Consider the following 16,793-nt stretch of genomic DNA (forward strand, 5'->3'; position numbering starts at 1 on the left):
AATCCACCTTGGTGAAACAATTTGCTTTGAGCAACTGGTTCTATCCAAGCTCACAGATAATCATATTACTTATTGGCTGTTAAAATCGCTGTGTTCCTTACCCCTCAAGACATTAATTCTTCTTATCCTCTCAAGATGAGCGAACGTACAGTTAATACTCCCATTGCAAATCATCTCTAAAGTTTTAATTTTCAATGAAGATGAAGTAAAAATAACTACGATTTTGACGAAATAGGTCAGAATGAGATAACTAAATCTTAAAGTCAGTGCCATTTCATACAAACATTGTAGGATTACGGCATAATTTCTTGTTGAGTTAGTTTCTCAATATAATTTCAAGACTAACAATGTCACTATAAATCAAAAGAAAAATATTAATAAATGTGTTGATTTTAAAATTCAGCACTAGTTAAAAAACACGTATTTTGCAAATTTTTTTGAAATTGAATATGGAAAAAATAACTGATTCATTGGCTCACAATCAAAATGAATTGCTGGTAACTGAGCATCAAACCTCATTATTAGAAAATAATTTAGAACAAGATGATTTAATATTACCTATTTTGAAAGAATCCGAAAAATACCTAATGGTAGAGTTGAATTATACTCAAACTGATTATCCTCGGCAAGCGTGTATTCATCAGTTATTTGAAGCACAAGTAGAGAAAACACCTGATGCTATAGCACTAATCTTTAATAATCAGCATCTCACTTATAGAGATTTGAATAGTCGTGCTAATCAACTAGCACGACATCTGCAATTACTAGGGGTAGGAACAGAAATTCTTGTAGGAATCTTCATAGAGCGCTCCTTAGAAATGGTTGTAGCACTTTTAGCTATCCTCAAAGCAGGTGGAGCTTATGTACCACTAGATCCAGGGTATCCACAAGAACGTTTAGCTTTCATGCTCTCAGATACTCAGGTATCAGTACTATTAACTCAAAAAGAACTGGTTGGCAAATTACCTACTCATACAGCATTTGTAATTTGCCTAGATTCAGATTGGAATGGAATCACCAAAAATAAAAAAGAGAACCTAAGCACTAGCTTCACTGGCGATAACTTGGCTTATGTCATGTATACCTCAGGTTCTACAGGTACACCCAAAGGTGTTAGCGTTATCCATCGTGGTGTAGTTAGGTTAGTCAAAGAAACTAATTATGCTCACCTCACGGCTGAAGAAGTAATTCTGCAACTGGCTCCTATTTCCTTCGACGCTTCAACTTTTGAAATTTGGGGTTGCTTACTTAACGGTGGGCGACTAATAATTTACCCTCCTCATACACCATCTTTAGAAGAATTAGGGCAGATTATTCAGCAATACCAAGTTACTACTCTTTGGCTGACAGCCGGCTTATTCCATCTGATAGTGGATGAAAAAATTGATGCTTTAAAATCCTTGCGTCAACTTTTAGCAGGTGGTGATGTCTTATCTGTTCCCCATGTTCAAAAATTTCTCCAAACAGTAGAGAACTGTCAGCTAATTAATGGTTATGGCCCAACTGAAAATACAACTTTTACCTGCTGCTATACGATCACAGCGCCACTGCAACCAGATGTCTCTATTCCTATTGGTCGCCCAATTGCTAATACCCAAGTTTATATATTAGATAGCAACTTCCAAGCAGTAGCAATTGGAGAAGTTGGCGAATTGTACATTGCTGGAGATGGATTAGCTAGAGGGTATTTGAATCGCCCCGAATTGACTGCTGAAAAATTTATTTATCACTCTTTTGATAGCAATTTAGCAACGCGCCTTTACAAAACTGGAGATTTAGCTCGTTATCTTCCAGATGGTAATATCGAGTTCTTAGGTCGGATTGACAATCAGGTAAAAATTCGCGGTTTCCGAATTGAACTAGGGGAAATTGAGCGGGAGATTGCACAACATCCTGATGTTCGGGAAATTGTTGTTTTAGCTCGTCAGGATGAAACAGGTGAAAAGCAGTTGACTGCTTATATTGTTCCTCACTATAACAGTAGATATACACACAATAATTTACGTAGTTTTTTACAGCAGCAACTACCTCATTACATGGTGCCATCAGCGTTTGTGATGTTAGAATCATTGCCTCTAACCGCAAATGGCAAAGTAGATAGACATAAATTGCCAGCACCAAGTAGAGAACGTCCGCAACTCGAACAAGCGTACATTGCTCCCCAAACTGATTTAGAACGTTTGCTTGCAGGTATTTTATCCGAACTGCTCAAAATCGATCGCGTTGGGATTGATGATAATTTCTTTGATTTGGGAGGAACTTCAATCTCAATTCTACAAGTTGCTGCACGAGTCAAACAGGAACTTGGTATTGAACTACCTGCTGTGAAGCTATTTCAGTATTCAACGATTGGCTCTTTAGCAAAATATTTAGATTCAAACCAGAACAGCCAACCGTCTCATGACAAGCTGCAAAATCGCGCTCAACGCCAACAAGCAGCTCAAGCTCGTCGCCGTAATCATCAACAAGGTGTTTAAGCAATGGTAAATATGCAAACCTCAGATAATCAAGATCCTATTGATGGTGTTGCCATTATCGGCATGGTAGGAAGATTTCCTGGCGCTGGCAATGTCGATGAGTTTTGGCGCAATCTGTGTGAGGGATTAGAGTCAACGACTTTTTTTCAAGATGAGGAATTAGATCCCAGCATTGACCCGAACCTTTGCAAAGATCCCAGTTATGTAAAAGCTAGAGGAATCATTCCTGGGGGAGAAACTTTTGATGCAGCCTTCTTTGGCATTAATCCAATGGAAGCTGTGGTTATGGACCCACAAGCCAGAGTTTTTCTAGAGTTGGTTTATGAAGCTCTAGAAAATGCTGGTTATGAATCAGAATCTTTCGATGGTTTGATTGGTTTATACGCTGGTTGTGGTCAAAATACTTATTTTGCCAACCATATTTCTGGACGCATGGAAATTGTCGATCGCATCGGCGAGTTCCAGACCATGTTAGCAAATGAAAAAGACTTTTTAACCACCCGTGCTGCTTACAAGCTCAACCTCAAGGGTCCGGCTGTCAGTGTTAATACAGCTTGCTCTACTTCTTTAGTAGCAATTATTCAAGCTTGCCAAGCCTTAAGCAGCTATCAGTGCGATATGGCTTTAGCTGGTGGTGTATCTATGACTACACCTCAAAATAGCGGTTATATGGCTCAAGAAGGCAGTATGCTGTCTGGAGATGGTCATTGTCGTCCCTTTGATGCCAGCGCTCAGGGCACAATGTTCAACAATGGTGCAGGAATAGTTGTCCTCAAACGTTTAGAAGATGCACTCAATGAAGGCGATCGCATCTATGCTGTAATTCGTGGTTCAGGTATTAATAATGATGGTGCTGATAAAGTAAGCTTTACAGCTCCCAGCGTAGACGGACAAGCAGAAGCCGTTGCAATGGCGCAAGCTTATGCCAACTTCCACCCAGAAACCATCTCTTATATTGAAGCTCACGGTACAGCTACACCTTTAGGCGACCCCATTGAAATCGAAGCGCTGACGCAAGCATTTCGTGTACATACAGATGCCAAACAATTTTGTGCGATCGGCTCTCTGAAAAGCAATGTCGGACATTTAGTTGCGGCTGCTGGGGTAGCAGGATTAATTAAAACCGTTCTTGCCCTGTATTATAAAAAGATTCCACCTAGCTTAAATTTTGAGGCTCCCAACCCCAAGATTGACTTTGCCAACAGCCCCTTCTATGTAAATACCAAACTAGCTGAATGGTCAGAAGGTGAAACTCCGCGACGAGCCGGTGTAAGTTCTTTTGGTGTCGGTGGGACTAATGCTCATATTGTGCTGGAAGAAGCGCCACAAATTCAAAATTCTGGATCTTCTCGTCCACAGCAGCTATTGTTGCTCTCGGCAAAAACTAGCACAGCCTTAGAAGCTGCAACAGCAAATTTACAGCAACATCTTCAGTACAATGCTGAAATTAACTTAGCCGATGTAGCTTATACCCTACAGCGAGGGCGCAAAGCCTTAAATTATCGACGTAGTGTAGTTTGTCACGACATCACAGATGCGATCGCAGCGTTACAATCTTTAGATCCCAATCAAGTAAATACCCGCCATACAGAAATCCGTAATCCAGCCGTTGCCTTCATGTTCCCCGGACAAGGGTCGCAATATGTGGATATGGGACTGAATCTCTACAACCGCGAACCTGTGTTTCAGGAGGTAGTAGATGAATGTGCAGAAATCCTTAAACCATTACTGGGCGGTGATTTACGAAAAATTATATATCCCGCGCCAAGCGATCGCGAAACTGCGGCTATCTCCCTACGGCAAACCTGCTTTACCCAACCAGCATTATTCGTCATTGAATACGCTTTAGCGCAACTGTGGCAAAGTTGGGGAGTCAAGCCCCAAGCCATGATTGGTCACAGTATTGGTGAATTTGTCGCCGCCTGTGTTGCGGGTGTATTTACCTTAGAAGATGCGCTGATGTTGGTTACAACTCGCGGTCGCTTCACGTGGGAGTTACCAAAAGGGGCTATGCTCTCAGTGCGCTTACCAGCCAAAGAAGTAGAGCCGCGATTGAGTGCAGAACTAGCGATCGCAGCAATTAACGGCCCTTCCCTGTGTGTAGTTTCTGGCCCCATAGAGGCGATCGCGGCTCTGCAAAAACAACTAGAAAGCGAAGAAGTTGTCTGTCGCCATTTACACACTTCCCATGCTTTCCATTCCCCAATGATGGATGGAATTATAGCCCCCTTTGCTGAGGTAGTTAGGAAAGTTAAATTATCACCTCCTCAAATTCCCTTTGTTTCCACAGTTACCGCCGACTGGATTACAGCCCAGCAAGCAACTGATCCGATGTATTGGGCTACACATCTACGTCAGACTGTGCGATTTGCACAGGGCATACAAACCTTATGGCAGCAACCAGAACGCGTACTGTTAGAAGTTGGGCCGCGAATCACAACTACGACCCTAGCCCGCCAACAAGCAAAAGATATTAAACAACAGATAGCGATCGCTTCTCTGAGTGATAACGCCGAGAACGAAGCCGAATGGACAGCATTACTCAAGGCAGTAGGACAACTGTGGCTAGCAGGAGTATCTATTGACTGGAGCAACTTCTATCAAAGGGAAACGCGACAACGAATTCCTCTGCCTACCTATCCCTTTGAACGCCAACGCTTCTGGATTGATCCTTTACCTCATCCCAATCGCGCAGCAACTCCCAAACCTTCAAATCCCCATTTAGAAAAAACCCAAGATATGACAAAATCTCCTCAGCAAAAGCTTATTCCTCTGCTAAAAGAAATTATTGAAGAAACGTCAGGATTGGAAATCGCTAGTGTTGACGATTCGACAACATTTTTAGAAATGGGATTAGATTCTTTATCACTGACTCAAGTGGGGCTAGCGTTAAAGAAAAAATTTCAAGTAAAGGTAACACTTCGGCAGTTATTAGAAATTTACCCCAATTTAGAAACACTGGCTGACTTTATCAATCCAGCCTTGTCTCCCGAAACTTTATCCGCATTAGGATTAACAGAAACCGTTGCAGAATCCATTCCAGAAGTACCATTACCAGCACCTGCAACCACATCACCCACTTTGGTAGTGCATGAAGTTCATACAAATGGATCTGCACCTCAGATTTCTCCCCAACCTGCTGCATCCAGTTTCTTCGAAAATGTGATTAATCAGCAGCTACAAATCATGAGTCAGCAATTGGCACTATTGAGTAACAACAGTCAACCTGTAACAATCCCAATTGTACCTGCAGCGACACCTCAAAATAATGGTGTCAAGCCACAAAATGCCGTATCTATCCCAGCGACTCAAACGAGCAAAGAATCACCTGCATCGGTAGACACGGAATCAAATGGCGCTAAAAAGGCATTTGGTGCGGCTGCTCGAATTGAAAAAACCCAGACTAAAACTCTGACAACGCAACAACGCACTCATCTAGACAAAATTATTCAAAGATACACACAACGGACTAAAAAATCCAAAGAATATACTCAATCCCATCGCCCTTATCTGGCAGATCCAAGAACTGTTTCTGGTTTTAATCCGACGATGAAAGAGATGGTTTATCCCATCGTAGCGTCTCGTTCATCGGGTTCTAAACTTTGGGATCTTGATGGTAATGAATATGTCGATTTAAGCAATGGCTTTGGTTTGAATTTGTTTGGTTGGTCGCCACCTTTCATTACCGAAGCAATTGAAGCGCAACTGAAACTAGGCATGGAAATTGGGCCGCAGACTCCCTTAGTTGGAGAAGTGGCAAAGCTGATGTGTGAGTTGACCAACTTTGACCGAGCAGCCTTTTGCAACACAGGTTCGGAAGCGGTTTTGGGAGCGATGCGGATGGCACGCACCATCACAGGGCGTAATTTAATCGCCATCTTTTCGGGAGCTTATCACGGTATTTTGGATGAAGTAATTGTTCGGGGGACAAAAAAACTCCGGTCAATTCCTGCTGCTCCTGGTATCCCACCTGAAATGGTAGAGAACATTTTGGTGGTGGACTACGATTCACCTGAGTCTCTAGAAATTCTTAGAAGTCGGGCTGATGAATTAGCAGCAGTGATGGTTGAATCTGTGCAAAGCCGTCGCCCTGAATACCAGCCCAAGGAATTCCTTCAGCAATTGCGTGATTTCACGGAAGAAGCTGGTATTGCTCTAATTTTTGATGAAATCGTTACCGGATTTAGAATTCATCCAGGTGGCGCTCAGGCACATTTTGGTATCAAAGCTGATATAGCAACCTACGGCAAGATTGTGGGCGGTGGACTACCGATTGGAGTCATTGCTGGAAAATCGCAATATATGGATGCTTTAGATGGTGGATTTTGGCAGTTTGGGGATGACTCAGTTCCAGAAGTTGGCGTGACTTACTTTGCCGGCACTTTTGTCCGCCATCCTTTAGCACTAGCAGCCGCCAAAGCAGTACTTCAACATTTAAAACAGAGTGGCCCCAGCTTGCAGCAAAATCTCAATGCAAGAACCGATAAGTTTGTAGCGGAACTTATGGGCTATTTCCAGAAAGTTCAGGCTCCGTTTACAGCTTATAACTTCGGCTCCCTGTTTATGGTGAAATCTGCACCAGAGTTTCCTTATGGAGACTTACTATTTTATTTACTGCGGGATAAGGGAGTGCATACTTGGGATCACCGTCCTTGCTTCTTGACGACAGCCCATTCCGAAGCCGATTTAGCTTTTGTAATGGCAGCCTTTAAAGAAAGTATTGCCGAAATGCAGTCTGCTGGCTTTTTGTCTGCACCGCCCATAGAAGTAACAAACAGCGAAGTTACCAATAACAGCCTACGTAATCGTCCTCCGCAACCTAATGCCAAATTAGGACGAGATCCCCAAGGCAACCCCGCCTGGTATATCCCCGATACCGAGCGGCCTGGGAAGTATTTACAAGTTGCAAGTGTTTCCTAAGTGCTTTAAAAATTTGGCGTTGCTGATTGAAAGTATGAAGCCATATCAAAAAATGTCAATTCTTACTCCAATTCAGCAACACCAAAAATTAACTGTTTTTGCAAATATTAAATACTCATCGATTAGGGCTTTTATATTAACTGATAATGTAATTAAACCTGGTTCAAGTAAGTCTTAATCAGATCATAGTAGAAATTAAAAGCTAAACTTTTGACAGATTTGATATAGCAAAATGATTTTGATAAATAGCGTGGGTAATGCCCAGCAAAACCATAATCTGGTGAACAATGTTTAGCATACTTTTATTTCAAACATCCTATGAAACCATCAATATTATCCTAAAAATATCTAACTGTTTATATTCTTGAGATAATTCAATGCCAAAAATATCAATGTATAACCAAATCAATTCGCTCACCGCTCTGCGTGGTATTGCAGCTTTGGTTGTTGTTGTACATCATTTTTCATATTACACTTTACCTAAAACTGGTTCAACTTTATCAGCATATAGCAATTTTTTTCGTAATGGATATTTATGGGTTGATTTTTTCTTCATTCTGAGTGGTTTTATCATGACCCACGTTTATATTGAAGATTTTTCATTAAAAGTTAATTCAACTAAATATCGATCATATTTATTTTCACGTTTTGCCAGAATTTATCCTTTACATGTATTTATTTTATCTCTATTTATCGGATTAGAAACTTTAAAAATATTTTTACTAGATAATTCTGCTTTTACTGGTAAATTTAACTTAACCGCCCTTTTTGCTAATATTTTCCTTCTTCAAGCATTCGACTTAAATTGCCCACCTTTATTTTGGTGTGATACTTATTGGAATGAGCCAGCTTGGTCAATTAGTGTAGAGTTTGTTGTTTATTGCATATTTCCATTTCTCTTATTTTTATTATTACGAAATAAGCAGAAAAATGATTTAAAGATTTATGTTTTTGCTCTCTTCAGTATATTACTACTAATCGCTTTTTCCCGTGGAAATCTAGATAGTATTATTGGCATACCTTCCATAGCTAGGTGCGGGCTAGAGTGCATACTCGGCATTATAACCTATAAAATCTATCGCAGAGGTAATTATAGAAATTATTTTAATCTTAACTTACTAGCAATCATAGCTGTAATTTGGATAATTTTGATTATGAATTACTACTGGACTTATTGGCGTAGTCTTCATGATTGGCTCATTTTGCCAGCTTTTTCTCTCCTAATTTTAGCTGTATCTATAAACAATAATAGTGTAATATCAAAAATTTTAAATTCACGGTTAATGCTGTATTTCGGGAATATATCTTACTCGATTTACATGGTTCATTGGTTTGTTCAAGAATTGTTAAAAACATTATGGATTTATAAATTTCACCATGCTTTTGGTAAAGGATTCACAGAATATGAAGCCTTGACATCTCTAGGAGTATTTCTTATGATTATCATATTGGCTGCATCATTGACATATAGATTTGTAGAGGTTCCAATGCGTAATTATTTAAAGTCTACAATCTTGGCTAAACAATGAATTTAAATGCCAATATTTTGACAAGTAAAAATTAAATTTTACTTAGAATAAACTGAGAAAATAAGAGAATTTTATGAGCTTATTACCTGTAGATTACCAATCCAGTTTAACTGCGGTTGATTTCGATCCATTTGCAGATGGAGAATTACTTCTAACCGCCCCTGCCACAGAATCACAAAAAGAAATCTGGGCTTCTGTACAAATGGGGGATGCTGCCAATTGTGCTTACAACGAGTCCCAATCTTTGCGGCTAAAAGGCGAACTTGATGTCAAAGTTTTCCAGTCTGCGGTGGAAAAGTTAGTACAACGTCATGAAGCACTCCGAACAACTTTTAGCACCGATGGCAATACACTCTGCATTGTTGCTTCTGGGCAAATTGAAATCCCTATTATTGATCTTTCCAGCTCAGAACCACGGGAAAAACAGGAAAAATTAGCTAGTATCTTGCGACAAGAGGTAGAACAACCTTTTGATTTGGAACATGGGCCGCTATTTCGGGCAAAAATTGTCAAATTGCAGCCGCAGGAGCATCTAGCTACTTTGACAGCACATCATATTATTTGTGATGGTTGGTCTTGGGCAGTGCTGATGCCAGATTTGGGTAAACTTTATTCTGGCTTGCAACAGGGTATTGTTCCTGAATTAGAAGAACCAGACAATTTAAGTGAATATGCGATTTTGCAGGAAGAAGAGGCGGATAGCCCAGAAGCGATCGCCACAGAAAAATATTGGTTGGAACAATTTGCTGACTCTGTACCTGTTGTAGATTTCCCCAGCGATCGCCCCCGTCCACCACTCAGAACCTTTAACGCCGCGCGTGAAGATTGGCATTTAAGTCCCGAACTAGTTGCCAACCTCAAACAACTAGGCACAAAACTAGGTTGTAGCTTTATGACTACTATCCTGGGAGGATTTGAGGTTTGGCTGCACCGTCTGACGGGACAAAACGACTTGGTTGTTGGGATTCCAGCCGCCGGACAAGCTGCTTTGGGGCAGTATAATCTTGTAGGTCACTGTGTAAATTTATTACCATTGCGTAGCCAGATTGATGGCGAAAAATCTTTCAGCGACTATTTGCGATCGCGGCGATCGGCTGTATTAGATGCTTACGATCATCAACAATTTACCTTTGGTAGTCTGGTCAAAAAATTAGTTTTGGCACGGGATTCGAGCCGTATTCCCTTAGTTCCCATTACATTCAATATTGATCAGGGTTTAGACAGTGATAAACTCCCCTTCACTGGGTTAGAAGTAGAATTTTTCTCTAACCCCCGTTCCTTCGAGAATTTTGAACTGTTCATCAATGCTACAGAATTACGTGGTCAGATGACCCTGGAATGTCAGTACAATACTAATTTATTTGACGCTGACACTATTCGCCACCGGATGGCAGAATTTGAAACTTTGTTATTGGGTATAGTTGCTAACCCCAATCAAAGTATTGCTAAACTGCCAATTTTACCAGCAGTAGAGCAACAGTTATTAGCAACATGGAACCAGACACAAACAGGCTATCCCCAACATAAATGCATTCATCAGTTATTTGAGGAGCAGGTAGAACGTACTCCCAATGCTGTGGCGTTGGTATTTCAAGAACAACAACTTACTTATCGAGAGTTAAATATTCGCGCCAACCAATTAGCGCAATACCTGCAAACATTAGGAGTAGGTGCAGATGTTCTTGTGGGGATCTGCGTTGATCGCTCCTTAGAAATGGTAGTAGGTCTTTTAGGGATTCTGAAAGCAGGTGGAGCTTACATCCCCCTAGATCCGGGGTATCCGCAAGAACGTTTGGCTTTCATGCTTTCAGACACTCAGATCAAATTACTATTGACCCAAAAACAGTTAATTAACAAACTACCTGCTCACGCAGCAAGTGTAATTTGTCTAGATACTGACTGGGATACTATCAACCAAGCAACGCCAGAGAACTTAATTAGTAATGTCAAGGCTGACAACTTGGCTTATGTAATGTACACATCTGGTTCTACAGGTCAGCCCAAAGGTGTTAGTGTTATCCATCAAGGTGTAGTTAGATTAGTCAAAGAAACTAACTATGTAAGCCTCACTAACAAAGAAGTATTTCTGCAAATTAGCCCTATCTCTTTTGATGCTTCAACTTTTGAAATTTGGGGTTGTTTGCTTAATGGTGGAAAACTAATAATATTCCCTCCCCATACGCCATCTTTAGACGAATTAGGGCAATTTATTCAGCAATATCAGGTGACAACTTTATGGCTAACGGCGGGTTTATTCCATCTAATAGTCGATGAAAAAATTGATGCTTTAAAACCCTTACGTCAACTGTTAGCAGGTGGTGATGTTTTATCCGTTACCCACGTCCAGAAATTTATCAACACAGTAGAAAACTGTAAACTAATTAATGGTTATGGTCCGACAGAAAGTACAACTTTTACCTGCTGTTATGACATTACATCACCACTAAAGCCAGGGGCTTCTATTCCTATTGGTCGCCCCATTGCTAATACCCAAATTTATATATTAGACTCCCATTTACAACCCGTCCCAATTGGAATCATAGGTGAGTTGTATATTGGTGGCGATGGTTTAGCACGAGAATATTTCAATCGCCCGGATCTTACAGCTGAAAGATTTATTGCCAATCCCTTTAGCTCAGATATCCAATCACGCTTATATAAAAGTGGAGACTTAGCTCGCTATTTGCCAGATGGAAAGATTGAATACCTGGGTCGGATTGACAATCAGGTAAAAGTGAGCGGTTTCCGCATAGAATTGGGTGAAATTGAAATTGCACTTTTGCAATATCCGGCAGTAAAAGAAGCGGTAGTAATTGTTCGAGAAGATGCTCCTGGTGAGAAAGTGCTGGTTGGTTATTTTGTAGCAGAAACTAGTCAAGATAACCCGCAAATAATCTCCGAGTTACGTCGATTCTTAAAACAGCAGCTTCCTGAGTATATGGTGCCCAAGATTTTTATGGCACTGGAAGCCTTGCCGCTAAATGCTAACGGCAAAGTTGATCGTCGGGCACTACCAAAGCCTGATTCTTTCCGTCCAGAACTGGAAGCAAATTATGTAGCGCCTCGCACTGCCATTGAGCAGCAGATTGCAGATATCTGGACACAGGTTTTAAATGTCAGGCAGGTTGGGATTTACGACAACTTTTTTGAACTGGGTGGATATTCTCTACTAGGAATTCAAGTGGTTTCTCGACTGCGCCAAGCCTTGCAAGTAGAAATTCTCATGTCCAATTTATTTGAATTACCAACGGTGGCAGAATTGGCTGAACGAGTGGAAACTCTGCGTTGGGCCACCCAAGGAGTTCAGGCTGCTGATAGTGAAACAGCTGATGATTACGAGGAAGGTGAGCTATGAAAACATTAGATGAACTACTCTCTGAACTACGTCAGCGCGATGTCAAACTTTGGCTAGAGGGCGATCGCTTACGCTATCGGGCAGCAAAAGACAGTCTCACACCAGAATTGCTCACCGAGTTAAAAACTCAAAAAGCCGAAATCATCAACTTTCTCCGACAAATTACTACAGCTGCCAGTTCACAGATTCCCCCAATTGTCGCTTGTGAACGGAATGGCAACTTGCCGCTTTCCTTTGGTCAGCAACGGATATGGTTCCTGCATCAATTTGAACCTAATAGTTCCTCAAATAATATGCCCGTTGTGGTGCGTTTTACGGGGAATCTCAATGTTGCTTTCTTAGAGGAAAGTTTGAGAGAAGTCGTCCGTCGCCATGAAGTCCTGCGGACAACTTTTCCAGCAGTGAATGGAAAACCTACTCAAGTCATCGCCACTGATGTTTCTTTGACGCTGCCAATAATTGATTTGCGGCAAGTACCAGATGAAAAAAGAGAGGCAGAAGCTCTCTTACTGGCAACTAAAGAAGCTCATCAACCCTTTGATCTCGCCAATGGGCCGATTTTGCGGTTGCTGCTGCTGCGGTTGAGCGATCGCGAGCATCTGCTAATCTGGAATATGCACTGCATAGTTTGTGATGGAGCTTCTTCCGATATATTTTATCAAGACTTCACTACTATCTATAAAGCATTATCGGCAGGGAAGGCTTCTCCCTTAACTCCCTTACCAGTGCAGTATGCCGATTTTACCAATTGGCAATACCAATGGCTCCAAGGAGAGGTTTTAGAGTCACAGGTAAACTACTGGAAGCAAAAGCTAGAAGGCAATTTACCAATTATTGAGTTACCTTACGATCATCCGCGTCCTCATGGTGTGCAGACATATCGAGGCGATCGCGCTGCCCTGCTGCTATCAAAGACGCTGAACCATGCCCTGACAGACCTGAGTCAAAAATGGGGTGTTACCCTCTTTATGACTCTCCTGACAGTGTTTGAGCTATTGCTCTACCGTTATTCTGGACAAGAAGACCTACTGATTAGCTTTGCAAGTGCAAGTCGGGGACAAGTAGAAACCGAGCGGCTGATTGGATTTTTCTCTAATACTCTTGTAATGCGGGGTAACTTAGCAGGAAATCCAACTTTTCGACAATTGTTAGACCGCGTGCGTAAGGATTGCTTAGAGGCTTATACCCATCAAGACTTACCATTTGAGAGACTAATTGAAGAACTTAGACCAGAACAACAAAGTCGGAACAGTTCGCCTTTATTTCAAGTAAAGTTCTCCCTCAATCCTCCTTGGTCAAATGGTCGTGGTATGGGAGCATTGCAACTACCTGATTTGACTATTACTTCTCTATTTGGTTACATCTATCATGGTAAAACCAAATACGATCTGACATTAGTCTTGCGGGAACAGGATAATGGTCTAGGTATGGTATTTGATTACAATGCCGAGATGTTTGATGCCAGTACCATAGAGCGAATGTTGGGACACTTCAAAACTTTACTCGAAGGTATTGTTGCTAATCCCGATCAGCCGATATCTGAATTACCTCTGTTGACAGCACCTGAACAGCATCAATTATTGGTTGATTGGCATGGCAAACAGGCTGATTATCCGCAAAATACTTGTATCCATCAGTGGTTTGAGGCTCAAGCTAAACGAACTCCAGATCATATTGCAGTAAGTTTTGAAAATCAGCAACTAACTTATCAGGAACTCAACCAGCGTGCAAATCAATTAGCCAACTATTTGCAAACTCTAGGGGTAAAATCGGGGATATTCGTCGGTCTTTATGTAGAGCCTTCGCTAGAGATGATTGTGGGGCTGTTGGGTATTTTGAAAGCTGGGGGAACTTACGTACCGATAGCTCCGACATCTGGGCAAGATAGTCTGTCTTTCATTTTAAAAGATGCCCAAATATGCTTATTGTTAACCCAAAGCTCATTAGTTGAGAAGTTCTCTGAGCATCAGGTACAAGTTATCTGTTTGGATAATAATTGGGAAGCGTTGGCAAAGCCTACCGTTCGCGTAGCGTCTCGCAGAGAAGGTATCGCACTACACACAACAGAAAATCAAGATTACTATACCACAGATCAGACTCTCGCCTGTGTGATGTATGTGTCCGGCGGCAATGGAAAACCCAATGGTATAGCCATTACCCACCGTAATCTTGTCACCCACAGCCTAGCAATCAGTGACACTTGGGAATTGACCCAGAGCGATCGCCTCCTACTCTCACCTAGTATCACTTGCAATTCTTTTATAGAATCATTGTTCCCTACTTGGATTGCTGGTGCTACTGTAATTCTCCAGTCTCAAGAGCTACAAAACTCGACGACACAGTTTTTCCCATTCATTGCTCAACAACAGATTACCGTTGTTAATCTATCTACGTATTTTTGGCATCAGTTAGTTAAAGAGCCATCTCTATCTCCACAAACCTTGCCAGTCAGCCTGCGCTTAGTCATGGTTGGTGGAGAAAAAGTCTCACGTAATGCTTATTTAACTTGGGTAGAAAAAGTTGGCAAGCAAGTACGTTGGCTTAATGCCTATGGATCGCTAGAAACGACTTTAACCGCCACGGTTTACGATCCGGTAACTGCCACTGAAGTCAGTAACAATCGATCAGAAATTCCTATAGGAAAAGCGATCGCCAATACAAAAATCTACATTCTCGATCAGCGATTGCAACCCTTGCCAATTGGCGTTACTGGCGAAATCTACATCAGTGGTATCGGTGTTACACAAGGCTACTTCAACCGTCCCGAATTAACATCTGAGAAATTTATCTCCAATCCCTTTAGTAGCGAATCTGGGTCATACCTTTACAGAAGTGGCGACTTTGGACGCTACTTAAGTGACGGCAATATTGAGTTTATTGGTCGCCGAGATAATCAGGCTAAAATTCGCGGTTTTCGGATTGAGTTGACAGAAATTGAGACAATTTTGGCTCAATATCCAGGCGTGCAGAACGCTGCGGTGATTGCCAGAGAAGATGTTTCTGAGGACAAACATTTAGTTGCTTATCTTGTCCCCAAACAAGACGAGACGATTGGGAGTGAGCAACTACTGAGTTTTCTCCAGCAAAAGCTACCTGAGCATTTGTTGCCTACCTTTGTCATAGTTGATTCTCTGCCGTTGAATGCTAATGGTCAAGTTGATCGTAAAGCCTTACTTGCTCTTAATCCAACTAATACTGAAAGAGAAAAAATATTTGCTACGGCAGAAAATCCATTACAACTTCAATTAACAGAAATCTGGGAAAATGTTTTAGGAATTCATCCGATTGGAATAACAGATAACTTTTTTGATTTGGGTGGACACTCACTGCTGGCAGTACGTCTATTTTCTCAGATTGAAAAGATAGTGGGTAAAAATCTAGCTCTATCTATCCTTTTGCAAGCCCCAACTATTGAGCAGTTAGCTAATATTGTTGAGCGAGAAATATGCTCAAAACCTGGGATTGCGGCGGTGCTAACAGCTGATGTCAAATCTGAAACATCAATTCCTTGGTCATCTTTAGTAGCTATTCAGCCCAACGGTTCTAAGCCCCCTTTCTTCTGTGTACATGGTTTGGGTGGAGAAGTTCTACGTTTCCGTGAATTGGCTGTGCATTTAGGATCAGATCAACCATTTTATGGACTACAACCACAAGGGTTAGATGGAAAACAGCTTCCTTATACCCGAATTGAAGATATGGCAGCGCACTACATTCAACAAATCCAAACTATTCAGCCCCGTGAGCCTTATTTAATCGGTGGATACTCCTCTGGGGGTATAGTTGCTTACGAGATGGCTCGGCAATTGGTCATGCAAGGTAAAGAAGTAGCTTTATTAGTTTTATTTGATACCTACGGCTCAAAACATACTGAATCTATATCATTGCAAAAGCCAGCCTCTCATGATTGGAAGAGTCTTTTAGCAATTGCATCTAACTATCTTATTGAGCAGGTAAAAGGAAATACAGAACGGTTTAAGTATCAAATTAAAGAGATACTCTGGCGGTTTGTCTTTTACTTTCACCTGATTCTCGGTCGCCCCTTACCTTACTCCAACCGGAAATACATGGTGGAACATGCTACCATACAAGCGCTCAGAAAATATGCTCTACAAGTTTACTCAGGTCGAGTAACCGTATTCCGAACAGAAGATGGTCTTGTGGTTGGACAACGAGAGGCTGATTCCAAAATGGGTTGGGGTAAATTGGCATTAGGGGGAGTGGATATTTACGATATTTCTGGGATTCATAATTCCATTTTTAAAGAACCCCATGTACGATCTGTGTCCGAAAAAATGAAGTCTTGCATAGATCAAATTATTGCAGAAACCATAGGAAAGAAGTAACTCAGTGAAGTACAAAACTTAAGTCTTTAAGTCAGATATAAAGGCTATTTTTACCCGCTCAAAGTTCTTTCTGAATTGTGCTTTAGTGATAGCTTCTCAACCTCATCTCACTTGCGGGATGGGGTTGTTTTATATTTGCGGGTAATAACTTCCACTGGCGGCTTGATAT

5 protein-coding genes are annotated in these 16,793 nt (G+C 41.4%); all 5 read left to right on the forward strand.

Translation table 11 applies throughout. The features are described 5' to 3' along the window. The first annotated feature begins 449 nt into the window (after positions 1 to 449). The 5 genes from RM347_RS29105 to RM347_RS29125 all read left to right on the forward strand — a co-directional run bounded on the left by RM347_RS29105 (position 450) and on the right by RM347_RS29125 (position 16,624). Positions 450 to 2,477: a non-ribosomal peptide synthetase gene (locus RM347_RS29105; RefSeq protein ID WP_322718796.1), complete on the forward strand. Its 2,028-nt coding sequence runs from the start codon at positions 450 to 452 to the stop codon at positions 2,475 to 2,477. Positions 2,478 to 2,480: 3 nt separating this feature from the next. Next, entirely contained in the window at positions 2,481 to 7,397 is a 4,917-nt protein-coding gene (locus RM347_RS29110) for an aminotransferase class III-fold pyridoxal phosphate-dependent enzyme (protein ID WP_322718795.1), read from the forward strand. Between the two features lie 377 nt (positions 7,398 to 7,774). Then, entirely contained in the window at positions 7,775 to 8,926 is a 1,152-nt protein-coding gene (locus tag RM347_RS29115) for an acyltransferase family protein (RefSeq protein ID WP_322718794.1), read from the forward strand. A gap of 73 nt (positions 8,927 to 8,999) precedes the next feature. Continuing rightward, on the forward strand, positions 9,000 to 12,281 hold the full coding sequence (locus RM347_RS29120; protein ID WP_322718793.1) for a non-ribosomal peptide synthetase: 3,282 nt from the start codon (positions 9,000 to 9,002) through the stop codon (positions 12,279 to 12,281). Next, positions 12,278 to 16,624, forward strand: a complete 4,347-nt coding sequence (locus RM347_RS29125; protein ID WP_322718791.1) for an amino acid adenylation domain-containing protein — start codon at positions 12,278 to 12,280, stop codon at positions 16,622 to 16,624. The genes RM347_RS29120 and RM347_RS29125 overlap by 4 nt, the downstream gene beginning before the upstream one ends. The last annotated feature ends 169 nt before the right edge of the window (positions 16,625 to 16,793 follow it).

Source organism: Nostoc sp. ChiQUE02, from assembly GCF_034531305.2.
GTDB lineage: Bacteria > Cyanobacteriota > Cyanobacteriia > Cyanobacteriales > Nostocaceae > Nostoc.